Below are 18148 nucleotides of genomic sequence, written 5' to 3' on the forward strand. Positions count from 1 at the left end.
GTTACGACCCGACATATACCGTCATCACAGTCGGCCAGCGGCGTCACAACTCGACCAGTGACAGTTTCTGCTCTCGTCTGAGCTGTTTGATTTCGTACTCGCGAGACATCGCTTTCGACTTCGAGTCGTACTCCTCGACGTGGACGAGTTCGACGGGCGTCCGCCCGCGCGTATACTTTGCGCCGTCGCCAGCGTTGTGTTCTGCGACACGTCGCTCGACGTCGGTCGTGTATCCAGTGTACAGCGACCCGTCGGTACACTGGAGGACGTAGACGAAGTGCACGAGAGAATGGTTCAGGGGCGAGGGTATGAACCCTGCGCCCGGCCCCGTGCACGTGGTGTTGGCTTCGCGTGGTGGTCTTTGTTCGCTTCAGTGGTCATACAGTGCGGGCACGCTGTCGAGCGACCTCCGCGATTCCCGCGTTTGCCGAGCAGTTCGGACAAGCGAGAACTTGGCCGTGTTTGTCGGCAAAGACGCGCGCGAAGCGCTCTGAGACGTGTGACCCGCAGTGGTCACATACTGGCATCGTTAGTGTATCCGGCAGCCACCAAGCCGGTACGTGGTACACCGTACCGTACACATATGAGGGCTTCGCGCGTGTGCGCGTGAGCGCTCTTTCGTGCACTTCCGTAGCGAGAAGGTGGCCGTTCGTCGACTAACTCAGAGAGTCGAACGCGGGTGTGTGCGAAACGAACGGCAGAATCGGACGAGTAACTACGATTCGTTGCGGGCGTCGGACACTGCACGGGCGACCAACCCGGCCTGTGCCCCGGCGATGTAGCCAGCGTCGATGTTCACCACCGAGAGGACGGTACACGACTGAACCATCCCGAGAAGTGCCGCCTCGCCGTCGCCGCCGTGGCCGTATCCGGTAGAGACGGGTAATCCAATCACGGGCGTATCGACCAGTCCGGCGACGACGGTGGGCAACGCACCCTCTCGGCCGGCGGCGACGACGAGTACGTCTACCTCGCGGAGCAGGTCGAGATGGTCGAGGACGCGCCCGAGGTGGGCGACGCCGACGTCTTCGACTCGTTCGACTGTCACGCCCATCTCGCGGAGGACGACGGCCGCTTCGCCAGCGGCCTCGGCGTCTGAGGTCCCGCCAGTGACGATACCAACGGTCGCGTCGATATCCGGACGCTCGAACGACGAGTCGAACGCGACGACGGTCTTCGCTCGGGCGTCACGGTCGATGGTACAGTCTGGGAGTGCATGGGAGACTGCTTCGGCGTGGGCGGCGCTGGCACGTGTGACGAGCGCCCGGCCGCTGGTTTCGACTGCTGCAACAGCGATTGTCGCAGTCTCCTCGGGAGTCTTTCCCTCCGCGAGGATGGCTTCCGGGACGCCACGCCGCGTCTCTCGGGCGGCGTCGAACCGTCCAGCACCGGTTGTCGCGTATCCCGCGAGTTGTGCTTCGGCCTCCGCGGGCGAGAGCGACCCGTCCGCGACGGCTTCCAGGATGTCGCGCATATGGCCGCACGTACGCCTGAGGCGTACTCATACCCGTCGTTCTCCCCTCGCGGGGAGAAAACATATATAAGGGGAGATTCTTCCTCCCAAATTCGTCGTTAGAGAAGCGCCAAAACCCCCAAATACGGCGTTATTAACGTCCCATATAGGAACATTTATGTAGGGAGAATCGGTAGGATATTTTGTATGGCAGACCTCATTGTCAAGGCAGCCGTCAAAGAAGCGCTCAAGGACAAAAACGTAGCCTCGGACTTCTACGACGCTCTCGACGAGGAAGTCTACGAGATCCTCGAAGACGCTGCACGCCGTGCGGAAGAGAACGACCGGAAGACGGTCCAGCCCCGCGACCTGTAAATCGGTCTAGAACTACTTTCTTTTATTGCAGACCGCAGAGCGGAAGCGCTCGGCAGCGGTGACGTGATACCCAGAAAAACGACGTCCGAGAGCGACGCGTCGGGGGACAGACGGCGGTCAGCAGTCGAGGACGTCCACGCCGTCTTCGGTGCCGACGTAGACAACATCCGCGAGACCGACGAAGATGCCGTGTTCGACGACACCAGGGAGTGCCGACAGCGACGCTGCCAGTGCGGCGGGGTCGTCGATGGGTCCGAAGTCGCAGTCGAGGACGAGATTTCCGTTGTCGGTGACGACAGGGCCGTCTTTTCGCTCGGCACGGCGAAGTTCCGGGTCGCCGCCGAGGTCTGAGACGGCGGCCGCGACGGTCGTTCGAGCGGCGGGGAGCACTTCGACCGGAACTGGGTGTGAGAGCACGTCTGCCACCTTCGACGGGTCTGCGACGACGAGGAACCGGTCTGCGAAGGCGTCGACGACTTTCTCGCGGGCGTGGGCCGCGCCGCCACCTTTCACGAGTGCGTCGCCGGCGACCTGGTCGGCACCGTCGATAGCGAGGTCTACGGCGTCGATTTCGTCGAGGTCGGCGAGCGGGATACCGCACTCACGGGCGAGTTCGCGCGACGCGAACGAGGTTGGGACGCCGCGAACGTCCATCCCGTCGGCGACGAGGTCGCCGATAGCCCGGATGGCGAACGCCGTCGTACTCCCGGTTCCGAGGCCGACGACCATCCCGTCTTCGACCGCTTCGACCGCCGTCTCCGCGGCACGACGCTTCTGTTCGTCGGTTCCGCCGGTAGTCTTCATGTCTGTGGCGACTCGGCCAGCGAGTAAAAATTGACCTGAAACGAGGCGGTGGGCGCGCTGTGAGTCCCGCTCAGAGACGGTCCAAGACGGCGTCGGCGTCGTAGGCCAGCGAGATGGCACGCGTTCGGCCGCGGCCTTCGATTTCGGTGTAGCGCGCCTCGATGACGCCGAGTTGGTCGAGTTTGTTCACGAGTTCGGAGTAGCGAGTGTAGCCCAGTCCGGTCTCTTCGTTGAACGCCTCGAACACCGCGCCAGCGCGTTCGCCGTCGAACTCGGCGACGACCCGGACGAGTTCGCGTTCTGGGTCCGACAGGCCGCGGAGACACCGCGAGAGGTGGACGTACTTCGACTTGTCGTACGAGGCTTCGACGTCCTCCATATCGACGGTTCGCGAGGCACGCATCTCGGCGTGGAGTCCGGCACGACGGAGGAGGTCGATACCGACCCGTAGGTCCCCGCTGTCGGCGGTGAGTTCCGCCACCCGGTCGAGTTCCGGGTCACCGACGACGTTGTCGTGGAACCCGCGTTTGCTCCGCCCGCGAAGGATGTCGACGATTTCGTTCACGTCGTAGCGGGGGAAGAACACCTCCTCGGGACGGAAGACGCTCTGGACGCGGCTATCGAGTTCGTCGATGACGTCGAGCGAGAGGTCCGACGAGATGATGATGACGCCGATTCGCGCCCCGGTGTGCGCCTCGTGGGCGCGGAGGAGCGAGTAGAGCGTGTCGGACGCCTCGTTCTCGTAGAACAGGTAGTTGACGTCGTCGAGTGCGACGACGAGCACTTCGTCGTCTTCGACGAGGCGGTCGGTTATCTGTCCAAAGAGTTTCTTGAACGAGATGCCCGACGACGGGGGTTCGTACTCGAAGATGTGTTCGAAGACGCGCGAGAACACTGCGTAGCGGGTCGAATCGACCTGACAGTTTACGCGGACGGTCCGAACGCCCGACTGCGTGCCCAACTCGCCGAAGAGTTTCTGGACGGCAGTCGTCTTGCCCGTGCCGGGTGGACCACGAACCATGGTGTTCAGGGGGCGAGAGCCGCGAACTGCCGGGCGAAGCGCGTACTTCAGACTCCGGAGTTGACTCTCACGGTGGTCGAACGTCTCCGGGACGTGGTCAATCTCGAAGACGTGTTCGTCGCGGAACACCGTCTCGTCCCACGACAGCATCCCCTCTTCGGGGTCCTCCCTCATCGAATAGAGTACCACGCGCGGGGGACTTAATCGTTTACCGGCTATCGTCCGACGTGAGTCGGACTGGACAAGGTCCACTCACCGACCACAAAGTTAAAAAAACTACACGAAAGGAGTCGTATGGCAACTCGACTACAACTCGTCGCGCTCCTCGTCTCACTCGCCCTCGTCGGCGGCGGTATCCTGAGTTTCGGATTCGTCGCTGACCGCGACTACACTTACCGATTCGACGGCGAGGTGACAGAGACACCGGAGTCGGTGCCGCCGCTGTACAGCGAGTTGTCCGAGTCCGAGCGAGGATACGTGGACCGCGCGCTCGCAGGCGAAGTCCTCCGGTTCGAAGAGAGTCCTGGACGCCTTCCGCAACTCGTCGAACGCGACGGTTCGTACTACGCGTTCGACTACGCGGCGCACAACGACTACACTGACCCCGCGACGCTGGTGCCGCTGGGTTCGATTCTCGTCGGACTGGTCGCCCTCGTCGCCACGATTCGGTGGGAGGTGACGAGTCGGTACGTCACCTACTGAGTTGGTAAATCTGGTACCCCGCGATGAGTGCGACGAGGAAACCAACTCCCCCGACGCCGAGGGCGAGCGGGTTGGTCCCGCCGGACGCGAGTTCCCCCAGCGCGGGGAAGACGAACCCGAGGAGCGTGATTCCGAGGGCGAAGATGAGAAACAACAGATACACCGCCGTCCCCAACACGTCCCAGATTGCGTTCTTCGTGGCTCGGTACGTGAGTTCGTACTGTTCTTCGGAAGAGAGCGAGTCGGAGGGCATGGGACGAAATTGTCGGCGAGATATTATAAATGAAGGTACAAAATAGCGATCGGGTCCCACAACTGAAGCCGCGGTTCGTCCGTGAACAGCCGGACCGAAGCCCAGTATCCAGTCCGAACAGACAATCAACCCTTCTGTAGCGATAATCTCTGCTTAATTGGACGGTCGAACGAGTAACTTTTCGTCAGTCCATCGATAGGACACCATATTCCTCTCGAGACGAGACGCGCTTCACGAGACGCCGCACAGGAACGTCAACACCGGGGGACACGACCCAGACGCGACATCTCAGAAGGTGAGCGTGATGCCTCGCAGAGAAGAACCAGGAGTTCATCGAAGATGACCAACGCAGTACACGCTCACCATGCAGTCGCCCAGCCACAGAGTCTGAACGATGGGGTCTGCCGATGACGCTCGTCATCTCGATAGTGGTCGTCGTGACGCTCCTCGCACTGTCCGCGATACTGTATTCGAGCAGGGTCCAGAAATCAGAAGTCTATCAGGCGACTGTCGTCCCACTCGCCAACATCATGGACATCGGGTTCGTCGCGATGACGCCGATTATCGTGTTCATCATCGGACTCGAGTCGCCCCTCATCATGCTCGGGCTCTGTGCGCTCGGGTACACGATGGGGTGGGTCATGCGGTACAACATCCGGAAGTACGAACCGATAGCCGGCGGAAAGGGCGCGCTACACAACGTCGCGCGCCTCGGGCAGGCTTCCCTACTCGTCGCGTCGCTCGTGAACGTCGCCTACTACTTGCAGCTAATGGGTGCAGTCATCATCATACTCATCGCGGTGCCGCTGGGCGTGAACCTCGACCCCGGCGTCTCACGAGGGTCAGGACTCGCGGTTCTCTCACTCGTCGCCCTCGGGTTGATCGGTTTCTCCAGAGGGCTGGACCAACTCAACAAACTGGGCGAAAAGACGACTGCGTTCAACCTCGCGGCCATCACGGCAATCATCGTCGGATTCCTCGCGTACAACATCGACGCTGTGCTGGCAGGGGCCTGGGCACTCCCCAATTACGACCCACCAGTGGGCTCAGAAGAGCTCCGGAAGATTCTCGGCCTCTTCGCCATCGTCCAGGGGTTCGAAGCGTCTCGGTACATCGGTTCGCAGTACAGTGCTGACCTCCGTATCAGGACGATGCGAATCGCACAAATCATCGCCACGATTGCCTTCGTCCTCTTCCCATTCGCCGCCCTCCTCCTCTTTGCGGATTACCGCCCAGATTCGGCCGACCCAATCTCGGTCGTCCTCATCGCGACAGTGGCGAGCCCTATCCTTCCGTGGCTCATCTTGCTCTTAGCGGTCGGGAGTCAAGCGTCGGCGGCAGTCAACGCAATCTCCTCACGCTCTGCGGTCCTGCTCGAACTCACCGAAGGAGGTGTCGAGCAGCGCTTCACGTATCCCATCCTCGCTATCGGAGCCATCGCCGTCGTTCTCGTCACCGACGTGCTCTCGGCCGTCGCGATTGCCTCGCGGGTGTTCGCGGCGTTCTTTGCCATTCAGTGTGTCATCGCGCTCGTCATGGCCTCGCGCAACAACCAGTGGACGCGGTTCGTGGGCATCGGGCTGGTCGGTCTGGCGATGCTGACCATCGCTCTCTTCGGGATACCGAGCTGAGCTGAACCCCGAGTCGAACCGCGAGCGAGGCCAACGGCCGAGGCTCGCGGGTATTTTTTCCTCCAGGTTTTTGTGGTGAGCGGGTCGCCAGAGGCGACCCCGAACCACAAAAAGTGGGTTTAGAACTTCTCCAGCAACCGTCTGTAGAAACTCGTCTCGTTCTCGCCGGCCAACTTCTCCACAATCAACTCCGGTGTCGAACGCGCCAGGTGGTCCTTCACGGGTGACCGATTGACGACGAGTTCGCCGTCTTCGAGGCCGACCGCTTCGATACCGTCGACGGCGACGGAGACCGCTGCGGCCTCACGAATCCCACCCGCCAGGTGTGAGACGAACACCGCCGCCGCACCCTGGTCTGCGAGTTCTTCGAGGATGCCGGCGATGATTTTGGCCGACGCACCCGGTTCGGTGATGCTCTCTAACTCGTCGACGAGGACGAGTCGGTCGGCGGCCCCGTCGGTGAGTGCGGCGAAATCGCGGAGTGTGCTCTCGAACGCTCCGGCATCGAGGGTACCCTGTGACTTGGCGTAGTAGTGGAGTTCGGAAAAGCGCGAGAGACGGAGTGATTCGGCCGGGACAGGCAGACCCATGTGTGCGAGGACGACGACGAGTGCCACGAGGTCCAGCGTCGACGTCTTCCCACCGCTGTTCACACCCGAGAGGAGCGTGACGCCCGAGACTTCGTAATCGACGGGGTCTACGTCTTCGAACTCCACGTCGAGGAGCGGCGACCGGCCCCCCTCGATTGCGAACGACCCCGTGCCGTCGTCGCCGGCAGCACCAGTGAACTCGGGGAAGACGCAGTCGAAGTCGCGAGCGAACCGCGAGATTGCGAGGCGAACGTCCAGTTCGAGGGCGTCGCGGACGAGCGTCTCGACTGGGTCGCGAAGGTCACCGAGGTCAGCTGCGAGGTCGGCTTTGAGTTTCGCGGCGCGGCGGTCGCGAGCGACTTTCAGTTCGGTTCGTAATCGCCCGACTGCGTCTTCGTCGTGGGCGAGCGGGAACGACGGGTTGTCGGGGAAGATGCGTTCTGTGAGGTCCGCTTCGCCAGGGTGGAGCGAGAGAGAGTCGACGAAGTGGTCGCGGGCGGCCGCGAGTGCCTCGTCGAACTCGTCTTCGAGTTCCCGCGAGAGCAGCGAATCGACGCGCGCACCCTGTTCGACCAGCGAGAGGAAGTCGGTCCCCTCGATAGTGACGTCGCGTTCGCGAATGACGTCCCGAAGGTGGTCGTTTGCGACCGATTCGGCCGTCGAGACGGCCGTGTCGATGTCGTCGACGGCGGCGGTGAGTCGCGTGAGTTCGTCGTCACCGACGACGGTTCCGTCGTCGTCCAGTCGCGAGAGTGCGTCTCGGAGCGCAGAGACGTCGCACGGTGGGTCGATACCCGCCACCTCGTGGACGTCGGCGGCAGCCAACAGCGCCTCACGGTTCTCAGCGAAGAACGCGAGCAGGCGCTCGGGGACGACCTCGTCCGTCCGCTCTGCGGCGTCAGGAAGCACTCGAACGTCGCCGTCGACGTCGATACCGGCGAACGACTCGTCGAGGACGACGACAGTCGAGTAGGAACGAGCGAGTTCGCCGATGCCGCGCGCGTCTTCGACGACTTCGATAGAGAGTTCGGGGAACGCCTCTTTGGCCGCCGCGTAGCGCTCGGCGTCGGTGGTGGCGATACAGCGCTCGCGGACGCGACGCGGCTTGGGGTCGGACAACGGTTCGACACCGGAGAGCGCCGCAAGCACGTCCGGGTCGGGGTCGAGGTCCGTCGCGTCGGCGGCGAACTCGTGGACCTCCTCGATTCGAGACGCCGACCCGGTGGGAAAGAGCGTCTCCATGCGCTTTTCGGCGTACGTCGTGACGGTTCGTGCCTGCAAGAGGCCGAGCGCGTCGCGGTAAATCTCCGAGGCGCGGTCCGTAGCGAGGAACCCGCCGGTGTCGTCGTGGTCGCGTCGAATTGCCCCACGAGCGATTGCCGCGGCCCGCCCTTCCGTGAGACCCGGCGCTCGTGCGAGTGCTGCCACGTCACCCTCTCTGAGCGCTCGCTCGGCGTCGTCGAGTTCTGCGAGTGCGGCCGCCGTCTTCGCGCCGACACCGGGGATGGTCTCGAACTCCATTCGGGCGCACATATCGCGGCATAGGACAAAAAGTCGCGGGTGCCAAACCCGCTGCCGACAGGCACATTTCCTCGTTCGCGGTCGTTCACGCCGGGGACGAGGGGCTTTTGACCGTCCACCGGGAAGGGAGGCCATGAGCGAGCGAGACGCCGCGTCGAAGGCACGAGCGGCACGCGAGGCACTCGCAGAGCGCGAGAGTGTCCTCGTCGCCTTCTCCGGCGGCGTAGACTCCAGTGTGGTCGCTGCACTCGCCTCCGACGCCCTCGGAGACGACGCGGTCGCCTGCACGGCAAAGAGCGAGACGCTCCCCGAAGCGGAGCTAGAAGACGCCAGACGCGTGGCCGAAGAAATCGGAATCCGACACATCGTCGTCGAGTTCTCCGAACTCGACAATCCGGACTTCGTGGTGAACGGCGACGACCGGTGTTACCACTGCCGGACGATGCGACTCGGCCGGATGTACGATGCTGCCCGCGAGCGCGGTATCGAGACGGTCTGTGACGGGACGAACGCCTCTGACCCCGGCGAGGGTCACCGCCCCGGCCTCCGCGCAGTCGAGGAGTTAGAGGTCATCTCACCGCTTCTCGCACACGACATCACGAAAGACGAAGTGCGCGAAATCGCAGACGAGTACGGTCTCTCGGTCGCCGACAAACCGTCGATGGCGTGTCTCTCCTCGCGGATTCCGACGGGCCTCGAAGTCACAGAAGAACGACTCTCTCGCGTCGAGCAAGCCGAGACCATCCTCCGGACGTGGGGCTTCGAACAGTTCCGCGTCCGCGACCACGACGGCCTCGCTCGCATCGAAGTCGCACCCGACGAGTTAGAGCGCGCACTCGACCCTGATTTCGTCCGTGCTGCTCGTGACCACCTGAAAGACGTCGGCTTCGACCACGTCACACTCGACTTACATGGCTACCGAACCGGGAGCGTCAGTCCTGCTGCTGACGACGACACGGACGACGAGATGCTCGTCGACGACGTGTTCGCACAGGACTACCCGATGCGAAAATAGCCGGGTCGCGTTCTTCCGAGTCGACTCTCGTCTCTCTTTTTGTCTCTCCTGGGACGGAGCAGTCGCTCCGTGCGGTCGATACCGACGACGGAGTACGCAGAACTACGCCGTGAGGAACTCCGTCACGTTCTCTGTGACGATGTGGACGAGCGGGTCGTCGGCGTCGTCGCTCAACTCGACTTCGAGTTCGCAGAGACTTCCGTATTCGAGCGGTTGTGAGAGCATCGTCTCGATGATGTCGAGGCCTTTCAACTCACCGAGGACGAGTCGAATCGGTGTTCCGTGGGTGACGACCAAGACAGTCTCGTCTGGGGCCATCGAGGCCACGAGGCCTTCTTCCGCCGTGAAGACGCGTCGCCGCACTTCGACGAGGCTCTCGCCACTCGGTGGTCGCTCGCGCGCTGCCGGCGTGCCGACCGACGAGAGGAAATACTGTGGGTACTGGTCGGAGAGCGCGTCGAATTTGAACCCTTGGAGTGACCCGACGTCGCGTTCACGCCACGAGGGGTCGAGGACCGATTCGAGGTCGAGTTCGCGTGCAATCGGGCGGGCCGTCTCTTGGGCGCGTTCGATATCCGATGTCACGATGCGGTCGACATCGTACGATTGTTCGACGTAGTGTGCAAGCGCCGCTGCTTGCTTTCGGCCACGGTCATCGAGCGAAACAGGTGCCCAGCCCTGCACACGCCCTTCGTGGCTCCACGTCGTCTCGCCGTGACGGGCGAGAAGGAGGGTTGCCATACGCCTGGTTTATTCTCACCAGCAATGAACGTTCCGCGAGGGAGCACCGCGCGCGAGGTTCACGGTTACTCGTCGCCAACCAGTACGTATGACACGTGAACTGACGACGAGTATCGAAATCGACGCGCCACCGGAGCGAGTGTGGGACGTACTCGTCGATTTCGACCACTACGACGACTGGAACCCCTTCATGCGAATCGTCGGGCGGGCGAACGAAGGTGCGACACTCGTCGTTCGTCTCATGCCACCCGGTACGAGAGAGTCCGTCTTCGAACCGGACGTGACGCGGTGTGAGAGATATCGGGAGTTCGGGTGGCTCGGACACCTCGTCGTTCCGGGACTGTTCGACGGCGAACATCGGTTCCGCCTCGAACCGCTCGACGGCGGGACGCGAACTCGGTTCGAACACAGAGAGACGTTTTCGGGTATTCTCGCGGGCATCACCCTGCGGTTCATCGGTGACCAGACGAAGGCAGGGTTCGAAGCGATGAACGAGGCGTTGAAGGGTCGCGTCGAGAGCCTCGTCGCAGCGGAGCGGCGAGAATCTGCGGAGTTGTAACAGAGCGTCTCGTCACCAACCGCGTTCAGTGACACACCAGTTGGTGGGGTGAGGCGATTCCGGCGAAAACCAACCGTCGATAGCTGTGAGACTGTGTCTCAGTTCCCAGTCCACCGCAACACGGCGAGGGTCCCCTCGAAGAGGACGATCATCGTCGCCGCGATGATGATGGGTGCCATCCCCGTCGGGTCGGGACTGACGAGGAACGCCAGACCGAGGAACGCGCCCCAAAAGAGCAGGCGTCGGTCCTCGAGCCACACCCGTGTGACGAGTTTCATCATGATGGCCAACTCGACGAACAGTGGAATCTGGAAGACGATGGCCATGTAACCCATCAGGATGAGGATGAGGTTGAACGTCTCTTTGAGGCCGAACGCGATGACTGCCGTCCCTTCGGTGTAGGACGTGAAGTACGCGAAGATGGCCGGCAAGACCACGAAGTGCGCGAAGATGACGCCGATGACCGCGAGGACGAGACTCGTCGGCACCGCCGCGAGGTAGTACTTGCGCTCTTTCGGGTAGAGGCCGGGTCGCATGAACAGGTACGTCTGGTAGACGAACACCGGCAGACCGATGACCGTCCCTGCGAGACCTGCGACTTTGAGTTTCGTCAGGATGAGTTCGAGCGGGCCGTAGAGACGCGGCCGGCGGTCTGCCATCGAATCGGCCGCCGGAATGTGGGTGTTCCAGAGGAAGTTGATGACGTCGGTTGCGCTGGGGAGCCCCGTGTCAACGTACGCGTTGAGGATGTCGGCACCGGGGAAGAGGACGAGTGTGACGAGTCCGGCGACACCGAGGACGATTGCCAACCGACGAATCATCTCCTCGATGTGGTCGGTCAGCGGCATCTCCTGGTCGGTTTCGGGAGCGCTGCCGGCGATACCGCTGCCGAGAATGCCGTCGTCATCGTCGTCCACAGCGGTACTGGTGTCGTAGGGGTCAGGCGGACCGCTTAGGACGTCGTCGGATTCGTCGTCGGTGGCTTTGTCGGATTCGTCGTCTTCGTCGTCTGCAGTTTCGTCTTCGTCGGCGGCGTCCGCGTCGGCGGCTTCGTCGTCACCGTCGTCGGATTCAGTCTCGTCTTCTCCCTCGTCGTCGAGTTCTGAATCGACTGGGAAGAGACCGTCACCGGGTTCGCCGACGACGAGGGTATCGGACTCGTCGTCGTCAGCGGCGTCCGCGTCGGCGTCTGGTTCGTCGCTCGCAGACTCGTCAGTGATGTCGTCGTCCTCCTCTGAGTCGTCTGACTCGTCAGTGACTGACTCCTCGGGCGGCGTCACGCGGCCGTAAACGGGTTCGAACTCGTCCGGTTGGTCGTCGCTGTCGTCGGAGTCGTCTGCGGCCGTACCGGCGTCGTCGCCGGATTCGTCCGTCGACTCGTCGCCGCCGTCGGAGTCGTTTGCGGCCGAATCGACGTCGTCACCGGATTCGTCACCGCGCGAGACCGAGTCGGTGTCAACCACGTCGTCAGAGACGTTCGTCTCTTCGTCTGTTGATGACTCCGTGTCGCGCTCCTCGTCCGCCATTCAGATGACTTACGCTTCCGGCCAGTTATAGGTCTTTTCGCATCGTCTCGCGAGCCCCCCGTACCCTCCCCGAAAATACAGAAGCGGTGAAAAAGATTGATAACCGCCAGACTGCTTTCCCAGCATACGTATGTCCAGCGCCCTCGACGAGGACACTCAACAGACACTCGCTGCCGGCCGCGAAACCGCCGGTGCGATGCTCCGAGCGGCGCAGAAAGACCTCCAGAAGGTCTTCATCGTCTTCCTCATCGGGTTCTTGGGGACCTTTTACGCCCTCAGACTCTACGTCTGGGACTTCTTCAAAGGTATCACGAGAGCCCAGATGGACGCCGCCACGGAGGGCGTCCTCGAAATCATCGCACAGACACCGTTCGACGTCATCCTCCTGCAGGCGAAAATCGGGCTCGTCGTGGGTATCCTCATGGCGCTCCCGCCGTTCATCTACTTCGCGAGAGACGCGCTGAAAGAGCGCAACGCGTGGCCACAGTCACCTGTCGCCCCGTGGAAACTCCTCCTCATCGGACTCACGATGGTCGTGTTGTTCGTGCTCGGCGTCGCCTACGGCTACTTCGTGTTCTTCCCGTTTACCTTCGCGTTCCTCGCGAAGAACGCCTTCTCTGCGGGCTTTACGCCGACCTACTCCATCGTGAAGTGGGCGCAGTTCATCTTCCTGCTCACGCTCTCGTTCGGTCTCGCGAGTCAACTCCCGCTCGCGATGACCGGCCTGTCGTACGCTGAAATCGTCCCGTACGAACTCTTCCGCGACAAGTGGCGCCACGCCGTCGTCGGCATCTTCGCGTTCGGTGCGCTCTTCACGCCGCCGGACCCGTTCACGCAGATTATGTGGGCGGTGCCGGTCATCTCGCTGTACGCGTTCAGCCTCTATCTCGCCAAAGTGGTCGTCACGGCCAAGCGGGGGAGCGAGAAGATGGACGTCAAGTCCACCGCGACGGCCCACTGGAACGTTCTCGCAGGTATCGGCGTCGTCGGTGGTCTCCTCGTCTACGCCTTCTACGAGTACAGCGGTATCCAACTCGCAAACGCCGGTCTCGGCGCCATCGGGAGCGACTACGCGTTCCTCGCTCCGGAGTCGCAGCTCGTTCTCGGTGCGTTCGTCGTCTCGGGTGCCCTCGTTGGCCTGCTCGGCGGCGTCGCGTACTTCGTCTACCGCGACATCGAACGCCTCGAACGCACAGAAGTCGGCGTCGGAGAACCCTCGAAACTCGACATTGGGGCGCTCAGCGCAAGCGGTGTCCGCGCTGCCCCACCGGAAGCGTTCGCTGAACTCGACGAAGACCAGGCGATGGGCCTCGCGTCCGCCGCCATCGACGACGGAGACACCGAGAAGGCACAGGCAATTCTCGACCGTTTCGACGAAGCACAGGGAGGGGAGGCCGCGGAAGAGGCGGCCGACGCACCGTCCGAAATCGAAGACAGGACGACCCGTGCCGGCGGCGTGTTCTTCGACGAACTCACAGGCGGAGAGACGGACGAAGACGACATCGGCGGCTACTACAAGGATATCGCGTTCATCGTGGACTCGCTCACCTCGCGGGCGTTCTGGCTCGTTGGCTGGTTCATGTTCGTCCTCGCGACGACCTTCGGCTGGCTCTACACCGGCGGTATCCGCGACGTCTACGAGGACTTCCTCCGTCGCCTGCCCGACGTGGTGACGCCCGAAGAAGTGCTGAACGTCGTCGCCCTCCACCCGATGGAGGCGCTCATCTTCGAGGTGAAGTTCTCGACCATCCTGGCCGTCCTCGCGACGCTCCCACTCCTCGCGTTCTTCGCGTGGCCCGCGCTCCGCGACCGAAGCATCGTCCGACAGCGTCGTCGGACCGTCTTCCTGTGGACTGGCGCGCTCGCCGGTGGACTCCTCGGTGGGTTCGCACTCGGATACAGTTACGTCGCACCTGGCGTCATCACCTTCCTCGTCGAGGACGCCATCGCGGCGGAGATGATTATCGCCTACCGCATCACCAACTTCTTCTGGCTCATCTTCTTCACGACGGCCGGAATCGGCCTCCTCGCGGACGTGCCCATCCTGATGGTGCTTCTCAACACGGCGGGTGTCACCTACGACACGATGCGGGGTCGCTGGCGCGAAGTGACGGTACTCATCCTCGCCCTCTCGGCTATCTTCACGCCCGCGAGCATCACGACGATGTTCATGGTGACGATTCCGCTGATGGCCGCCTACGGCGTCGGCCTCGGTATCCTGTTCGTGATAACGTTCGGTGGCCGGCGGAACCTCGCCCCCGCGCGCGGAACTGCCGAGTGACCACGTACCGAGGGAGTAACCACGTACTGAGACCACGTTTCCGGACTCACCGTCGACGTTTCGCTTCAACAGACTGTTGAAAAGGCGTAAGTATTCTCGTGATAATCGCCGAGTATGGCTAAAATTAGCGTCGAGATTCCCGACGAACTGCTCGCCGACCTGGACGAGCACGTCGGTGACGACAAGAAATTCGTGAACCGGAGCGACGCTGTCCGGTCTTCTATCCGGAAGACACTGGACATCCTCGACGAAATCGACAAACGGCACAACCGACTGGACGACGATGAGTGAGGGGCCATCGAACGTCGGCCAAGTCGCCCTCGTCGGGCTATTCGTCACGGCACTGACGACGGCGCAGTTGACTGCCTCGAAACTGCTGGCGATTCCGCTCCCGTCTGCCATCGGTGAACTCCCACTCGTCGGTGCGACGATTATCCTCCCTGGCGCGGCGCTGGCGTACGCACTCACCTTCTTCGCGTCCGACTGTTACTCAGAACTCTACGGCCGACGGCCGGCACAGGTGATGGTCAACGTCGGGTTCGCGATGAACTTCGTCCTCCTCGGGCTGGTCTGGAGCACCATCGCAGCACCTGCGGCAAACCCCGAATTCGCCGGAGAGTTCGCAAACGTCCTCGCCTCGGGGACGAACATCGTCGCCGGCAGTCTGCTCGCGTATCTCGTGAGTCAAAACTGGGACGTCATCGTCTTCCACGGCATCCGCGACCTGACCGACGGCGCGTTCCTCTGGCTTCGAAACATCGTCTCGACGGCGACGAGTCAGGCCATCGACACGGTCATCTTCGTCGGCGTCGCGTTCTACGTCGCGCCGACCGTTCTCGGCATCGGACAGGCGCTCCCACGAAACGTCCTCGTCGGACTCATCGTCGGGCAGTATCTGCTGAAACTCCTCATCGCGATCGTCGACACGCCGTTCGTCTACGCCGTCGTCGCACTCCTCGGCGACGAGTCCACCTCGTCGGACGATGGGTGGGTCGCCGACTGAGCGCCCGATTCGTCGCTCGCCTTATCTCTTTCGGTAACATATCACACAGTGTATGCTCGACGAGCGCCGCGTCCGCCTCACCGAACGGGACGCGATGGAGATGGGAATACGGTGTCCGAACTGTGCCACGTACACGTCGTTCGGTGACATCCTCGCGACGGGGCAGTGTCGTGGCGGGTGGAAAGGATGTCACACCGAACTGAGCCTCGACCTCGTGATAGGAGACTAACCGCAGGTCACGTCCGGTCGGCTATGGATGGACAACAGCGAGCGAAGCGACCGGTGAACCTGTCTTACTGTCGCGACCGTGCCCCGCGAGAACGGAAGAAAAACGTGCTCAGTCGTCGAGCGGTTCGGCGAACGCGAACCGCGGCTTCACGTCGGTGATGCGAACGCGCGGCGTGTCTCCTTCTTCCACACCGGAGACGAAGACGGTGAAGTCCTCTACTTTGGCGATACCGTCGCCTTCACTGCCGACGTCGATGATTTCGACGTCGAGTTCGTCGCCCTTGCGGACCGGTGCAGTGAGGAAGTGCTTGCCGACGAGATACTGCTCGGACGAACTGTCACGGGAGGCCTGTGGCCGAATCGACCGGACGTACTGGAACTCTGTTTCCATGTCGGCGCGGAAGTCCGCGAGGTCCTGCCCGTCGAACACCTTCACCGCGAAGTCGCCGCCAGTCGCGAGGAGTTCCTGTGCGACTTCGAACGCCTGTCGAGCGAGGTAGACCGAGCGAGCGTGGTCCAGCGAGTACTCGCCGGTCATGTTCGGTGCCATGTCGGAGACGACGGCGTCGGCACCGCGTTCGCCGACGATGGCTTTCAGTTCGTCTTTCGTCTCGTCTTCGGTCATGTCGCCGCGGATGGTCTCGACGTTGTGCAGGTCGAGGCCACGGATTCGCTGGAGGTCCACACCGACGACTTTGCCGTTGGCTTTGACCCGTTCGGAGGCGACCTGTAGCCACCCGCCGGGGGCGGCACCGAGGTCGACGACCGTGTTACCGGGGCCGAACAACCCGACTTCCTCGTCGAGTTGTTTGAGTTTGTAGGCCGAGCGGGCGCGATAGCCCTCCTGTTTGGCCTTGTTGTAGTAGTGGTCTTTTCGTGCCATGGTTCGTTGCGGGTCAGTAGCGTATCAGGCCGTATACCGCCTTCGGCTTTGGTTTCCGGCCGTGCGAACGGTGAGTACACACGGTCAGCAGGCGCTCACGCCTCACCGACGAGTTCGTCGAACAGCGCGGCGACGCGGCCTTCGATATCGTCTCGAATCGCCCGAACCTCGTCGAGTGGCCGTCCGTCGGGGTCGTCGAGGTCCCAGTCGCGGGCGTCACCGCGCCACGTCATGGGGCAGATACCCTCCGCCGAACAACCCATCGTGACGACGATATCCACGTCCATAATCTCGTCGTGGCCGATTGCGCGGGGCGTCTCGTCTGCGAGGGCGAACCCCTTCTCACCCATCACCTCGACCACTTCGTCGTGGACGTGGTCGGCGGGGTCGGTGCCGCCGGTGACGACGTCGATTCGGTCGCTCACGTCGCGTTCGTCACGCTCGCGCCGAGCGAAGGCCGTCGCCATCTGACTCCGGCCGGCGTTCTGGACACAGACGAAGGCGACACGAGTCGGGTTTTTCGTCATGTATGAGTGGTTGACCAATCAGACATATGAGTGCGTCGAAGCCGGATACTGCTGTTTTCGGCAGTTTGGCTATTTTTCATGGGTTGCCAATGGTACTCGTGGTGAGACGTCAGGAGACGACAGACCGTTCGGGTGGTGTCGTGATTCTTCGGGTGGTGTCACGACTCACAGGCTACGCACGCGAGAGGGCGCGCGGGAACATCATATGGCTAGTCCAAATCAGGAGTATTTTTAAGACCGCTGTCGTACGAATGCGCATATGTTCAAGGCCATCGTGAGTGCCGCGACGCTCCGGGACGCCCTCGACTCAGTGAGCGTCCTTGTCGACGAGTGTAAGATTCGACTCAACGAGGAGGACCTCTCGATCCGCGCTGTCGACCCCGCGAACGTCGGCATGGTGGACCTCACGCTCGACGCTGCAGCGTTCGAATCCTACGAGGCAGACGGCGGTGTCATCGGTGTCAACCTCTCCCGACTCGAAGAAGTCGCCGGCATGGCAGGGGCAGGCGACCTCATCCACCTCACACTCGACGAGGAGACGCGCAAACTCAACATCCGCATCGACGGACTCTCGTACACGCTCGCGCTCATCGACCCTGACTCGATTCGCCAGGAACCGGACATTCCGGACCTCGACCTCCCGGCGAACATCGTCCTCGAAGGAACGCACCTCGACCGCGGTATCAAGGCGGCCGACATGGTTTCGGACCACATCCGTCTCCGCGTCGCCAGCGCCGAAGAGACGTTCCACATCGAAGCAGAAGGCGACACCGACGACGTGGACCTCTCGCTGCCCCCGTCTGACCTCATCAGCATCGAGGCCGGCGACGCAGACTCGCTGTTCTCGCTCGACTACCTCAAGGACATGAACAAGGCGATTCCGTCCGACGCCGAGGTCACCGTCGAACTCGGAGAGGAGTTCCCTGTCAAGCTTCACTACCAGATTGCAGAGGGCATGGGCACCATCACGTACATGCTCGCCCCGCGCATCCAGAGCGACTAACGAGACGTCCCAGCGGCGTCACACACTCCTTC

21 protein-coding genes are annotated in these 18148 nt (G+C 62.4%); 10 read left to right on the plus strand and 11 right to left on the minus strand.

Annotated elements, in window-relative coordinates; translation table 11 throughout:
• Nucleotides 1-43: 43 nt before the first annotated feature.
• From GJR99_RS08355 to larB, 3 genes are all read right to left on the minus strand, one after another.
• Complete coding sequence (locus GJR99_RS08355; protein ID WP_151111104.1) at nt 44-283, minus strand: GIY-YIG nuclease family protein; 240 nt, start codon at nt 281-283, stop codon at nt 44-46.
• A gap of 94 nt (nt 284-377) precedes the next feature.
• Nucleotides 378-527, minus strand: a complete 150-nt coding sequence (locus tag GJR99_RS17960; protein WP_449405216.1) for a DUF7563 family protein — start codon at nt 525-527, stop codon at nt 378-380.
• 188 nt (nt 528-715) lie between these two features.
• Entirely contained in the window at nt 716-1474 is a 759-nt protein-coding gene (gene larB, locus GJR99_RS08360; RefSeq protein WP_151111106.1) for a nickel pincer cofactor biosynthesis protein LarB, read from the minus strand.
• A gap of 186 nt (nt 1475-1660) precedes the next feature.
• Here larB and GJR99_RS08365 point away from each other — a divergent pair, with 186 nt between their 5' ends.
• On the plus strand, nt 1661-1828 hold the full coding sequence (locus GJR99_RS08365; protein ID WP_151111108.1) for a DUF1931 family protein: 168 nt from the start codon (nt 1661-1663) through the stop codon (nt 1826-1828).
• Nucleotides 1829-1945: 117 nt separating this feature from the next.
• Here GJR99_RS08365 and rpiA read toward each other — a convergent pair whose 3' ends face one another.
• Both rpiA and GJR99_RS08375 read right to left on the minus strand, forming a co-directional pair.
• A complete protein-coding gene (gene rpiA / locus GJR99_RS08370) occupies nt 1946-2632 on the minus strand; it encodes a ribose-5-phosphate isomerase RpiA (RefSeq protein ID WP_151111110.1) in 687 nt (228 codons plus the stop codon).
• 70 nt (nt 2633-2702) lie between these two features.
• On the minus strand, nt 2703-3827 hold the full coding sequence (locus GJR99_RS08375) for an ORC1-type DNA replication protein (RefSeq protein WP_151111112.1): 1125 nt from the start codon (nt 3825-3827) through the stop codon (nt 2703-2705).
• A gap of 120 nt (nt 3828-3947) precedes the next feature.
• Between GJR99_RS08375 and GJR99_RS08380 the strand changes: the two genes are divergently transcribed.
• Nucleotides 3948-4355 carry a hypothetical protein gene (locus GJR99_RS08380; RefSeq protein WP_151111114.1) on the plus strand — a complete coding sequence of 136 codons (408 nt, stop codon included), beginning with the start codon at nt 3948-3950 and terminating at the stop codon, nt 4353-4355.
• On the opposite strand, the gene GJR99_RS08385 is transcribed toward GJR99_RS08380, so the two are convergent.
• A complete protein-coding gene (locus GJR99_RS08385; RefSeq protein WP_151111116.1) occupies nt 4345-4608 on the minus strand; it encodes a hypothetical protein in 264 nt (87 codons plus the stop codon). The two genes, GJR99_RS08380 and GJR99_RS08385, sit on opposite strands and share 11 nt — an antisense overlap.
• Nucleotides 4609-5015: 407 nt before the next feature.
• Here GJR99_RS08385 and GJR99_RS08390 point away from each other — a divergent pair, with 407 nt between their 5' ends.
• Entirely contained in the window at nt 5016-6239 is a 1224-nt protein-coding gene (locus tag GJR99_RS08390) for a hypothetical protein (protein WP_151111117.1), read from the plus strand.
• A 119-nt stretch (nt 6240-6358) separates the two neighbouring features.
• Here GJR99_RS08390 and GJR99_RS08395 read toward each other — a convergent pair whose 3' ends face one another.
• Nucleotides 6359-8350, minus strand: coding sequence for a MutS-related protein (locus GJR99_RS08395; protein WP_151111119.1), 1992 nt, complete (start codon nt 8348-8350; stop codon nt 6359-6361).
• A 133-nt stretch (nt 8351-8483) separates the two neighbouring features.
• Here GJR99_RS08395 and larE point away from each other — a divergent pair, with 133 nt between their 5' ends.
• Nucleotides 8484-9365, plus strand: coding sequence for an ATP-dependent sacrificial sulfur transferase LarE (gene larE, locus GJR99_RS08400; protein ID WP_151111121.1), 882 nt, complete (start codon nt 8484-8486; stop codon nt 9363-9365).
• A 102-nt stretch (nt 9366-9467) separates the two neighbouring features.
• Here the strand turns inward: larE and GJR99_RS08405 are convergent, their stop codons facing one another.
• Entirely contained in the window at nt 9468-10106 is a 639-nt protein-coding gene (locus tag GJR99_RS08405) for a histidine phosphatase family protein (protein ID WP_151111123.1), read from the minus strand.
• 88 nt (nt 10107-10194) lie between these two features.
• Between GJR99_RS08405 and GJR99_RS08410 the strand changes: the two genes are divergently transcribed.
• Nucleotides 10195-10665: an SRPBCC domain-containing protein gene (locus GJR99_RS08410; RefSeq protein WP_151111125.1), complete on the plus strand. Its 471-nt coding sequence runs from the start codon at nt 10195-10197 to the stop codon at nt 10663-10665.
• A gap of 98 nt (nt 10666-10763) precedes the next feature.
• On the opposite strand, the gene GJR99_RS08415 is transcribed toward GJR99_RS08410, so the two are convergent.
• Nucleotides 10764-12191, minus strand: a complete 1428-nt coding sequence (locus GJR99_RS08415) for a twin-arginine translocase subunit TatC (protein WP_151111127.1) — start codon at nt 12189-12191, stop codon at nt 10764-10766.
• Nucleotides 12192-12321: 130 nt separating this feature from the next.
• Between GJR99_RS08415 and GJR99_RS08420 the strand changes: the two genes are divergently transcribed.
• The 4 genes from GJR99_RS08420 (at nt 12322) to GJR99_RS17430 (ending at nt 15704) form a co-directional block, all read left to right on the plus strand.
• A complete protein-coding gene (locus GJR99_RS08420; protein WP_151111129.1) occupies nt 12322-14472 on the plus strand; it encodes a twin-arginine translocase subunit TatC in 2151 nt (716 codons plus the stop codon).
• 114 nt (nt 14473-14586) lie between these two features.
• Entirely contained in the window at nt 14587-14763 is a 177-nt protein-coding gene (locus GJR99_RS08425) for a ribbon-helix-helix domain-containing protein (protein WP_151111131.1), read from the plus strand.
• A complete protein-coding gene (locus GJR99_RS08430; protein WP_151111133.1) occupies nt 14756-15475 on the plus strand; it encodes a queuosine precursor transporter in 720 nt (239 codons plus the stop codon). The genes GJR99_RS08425 and GJR99_RS08430 overlap by 8 nt, the downstream gene beginning before the upstream one ends.
• Nucleotides 15476-15527: 52 nt before the next feature.
• Entirely contained in the window at nt 15528-15704 is a 177-nt protein-coding gene (locus tag GJR99_RS17430) for a hypothetical protein (RefSeq protein ID WP_191967093.1), read from the plus strand.
• Between the two features lie 108 nt (nt 15705-15812).
• Here the strand turns inward: GJR99_RS17430 and GJR99_RS08435 are convergent, their stop codons facing one another.
• Both GJR99_RS08435 and GJR99_RS08440 read right to left on the minus strand, forming a co-directional pair.
• Complete coding sequence (locus GJR99_RS08435; RefSeq protein WP_151111135.1) at nt 15813-16586, minus strand: 23S rRNA (uridine(2552)-2'-O)-methyltransferase; 774 nt, start codon at nt 16584-16586, stop codon at nt 15813-15815.
• Nucleotides 16587-16681: 95 nt separating this feature from the next.
• A complete protein-coding gene (locus tag GJR99_RS08440) occupies nt 16682-17113 on the minus strand; it encodes an arsenate-mycothiol transferase ArsC (RefSeq protein WP_151111136.1) in 432 nt (143 codons plus the stop codon).
• Nucleotides 17114-17372: 259 nt separating this feature from the next.
• Between GJR99_RS08440 and GJR99_RS08445 the strand changes: the two genes are divergently transcribed.
• On the plus strand, nt 17373-18116 hold the full coding sequence (locus GJR99_RS08445) for a DNA polymerase sliding clamp (protein WP_151111138.1): 744 nt from the start codon (nt 17373-17375) through the stop codon (nt 18114-18116).
• Nucleotides 18117-18148 lie beyond the last annotated feature (32 nt).

The organism is Haloferax marinum, from assembly GCF_009674625.1.
In the GTDB taxonomy this organism is placed as follows: domain Archaea; phylum Halobacteriota; class Halobacteria; order Halobacteriales; family Haloferacaceae; genus Haloferax; species Haloferax marinum.

Excerpts from the sequence above, each read along its gene's own strand:
- GJR99_RS08420 (WP_151111129.1), top strand. The coding sequence starts at position 12,322 with ATGTCCAGCGCCCTCGACGAGGACACTCAACAGACACTCGCTGCCGGC.
- GJR99_RS08365 (WP_151111108.1), top strand. The coding sequence starts at position 1,661 with ATGGCAGACCTCATTGTCAAGGCAGCCGTCAAAGAAGCGCTCAAGGAC.
- GJR99_RS08425 (WP_151111131.1), top strand. The coding sequence starts at position 14,587 with ATGGCTAAAATTAGCGTCGAGATTCCCGACGAACTGCTCGCCGACCTG.
- GJR99_RS08405 (WP_151111123.1), bottom strand. The coding sequence starts at position 10,106 with ATGGCAACCCTCCTTCTCGCCCGTCACGGCGAGACGACGTGGAGCCAC.
- rpiA (WP_151111110.1), bottom strand. The coding sequence starts at position 2,632 with ATGAAGACTACCGGCGGAACCGACGAACAGAAGCGTCGTGCCGCGGAG.
- GJR99_RS08385 (WP_151111116.1), bottom strand. The coding sequence starts at position 4,608 with ATGCCCTCCGACTCGCTCTCTTCCGAAGAACAGTACGAACTCACGTAC.
- GJR99_RS17960 (WP_449405216.1), bottom strand. The coding sequence starts at position 527 with ATGCCAGTATGTGACCACTGCGGGTCACACGTCTCAGAGCGCTTCGCG.
- GJR99_RS08445 (WP_151111138.1), top strand. The coding sequence starts at position 17,373 with ATGTTCAAGGCCATCGTGAGTGCCGCGACGCTCCGGGACGCCCTCGAC.
- GJR99_RS08430 (WP_151111133.1), top strand. The coding sequence starts at position 14,756 with ATGAGTGAGGGGCCATCGAACGTCGGCCAAGTCGCCCTCGTCGGGCTA.
- larE (WP_151111121.1), top strand. The coding sequence starts at position 8,484 with ATGAGCGAGCGAGACGCCGCGTCGAAGGCACGAGCGGCACGCGAGGCA.
- GJR99_RS08415 (WP_151111127.1), bottom strand. The coding sequence starts at position 12,191 with ATGGCGGACGAGGAGCGCGACACGGAGTCATCAACAGACGAAGAGACG.
- GJR99_RS08390 (WP_151111117.1), top strand. The coding sequence starts at position 5,016 with ATGACGCTCGTCATCTCGATAGTGGTCGTCGTGACGCTCCTCGCACTG.
- GJR99_RS08395 (WP_151111119.1), bottom strand. The coding sequence starts at position 8,350 with ATGGAGTTCGAGACCATCCCCGGTGTCGGCGCGAAGACGGCGGCCGCA.
- GJR99_RS08440 (WP_151111136.1), bottom strand. The coding sequence starts at position 17,113 with ATGACGAAAAACCCGACTCGTGTCGCCTTCGTCTGTGTCCAGAACGCC.
- larB (WP_151111106.1), bottom strand. The coding sequence starts at position 1,474 with ATGCGCGACATCCTGGAAGCCGTCGCGGACGGGTCGCTCTCGCCCGCG.
- GJR99_RS17430 (WP_191967093.1), top strand. The coding sequence starts at position 15,528 with ATGCTCGACGAGCGCCGCGTCCGCCTCACCGAACGGGACGCGATGGAG.
- GJR99_RS08375 (WP_151111112.1), bottom strand. The coding sequence starts at position 3,827 with ATGAGGGAGGACCCCGAAGAGGGGATGCTGTCGTGGGACGAGACGGTG.
- GJR99_RS08380 (WP_151111114.1), top strand. The coding sequence starts at position 3,948 with ATGGCAACTCGACTACAACTCGTCGCGCTCCTCGTCTCACTCGCCCTC.
- GJR99_RS08410 (WP_151111125.1), top strand. The coding sequence starts at position 10,195 with ATGACACGTGAACTGACGACGAGTATCGAAATCGACGCGCCACCGGAG.
- GJR99_RS08435 (WP_151111135.1), bottom strand. The coding sequence starts at position 16,586 with ATGGCACGAAAAGACCACTACTACAACAAGGCCAAACAGGAGGGCTAT.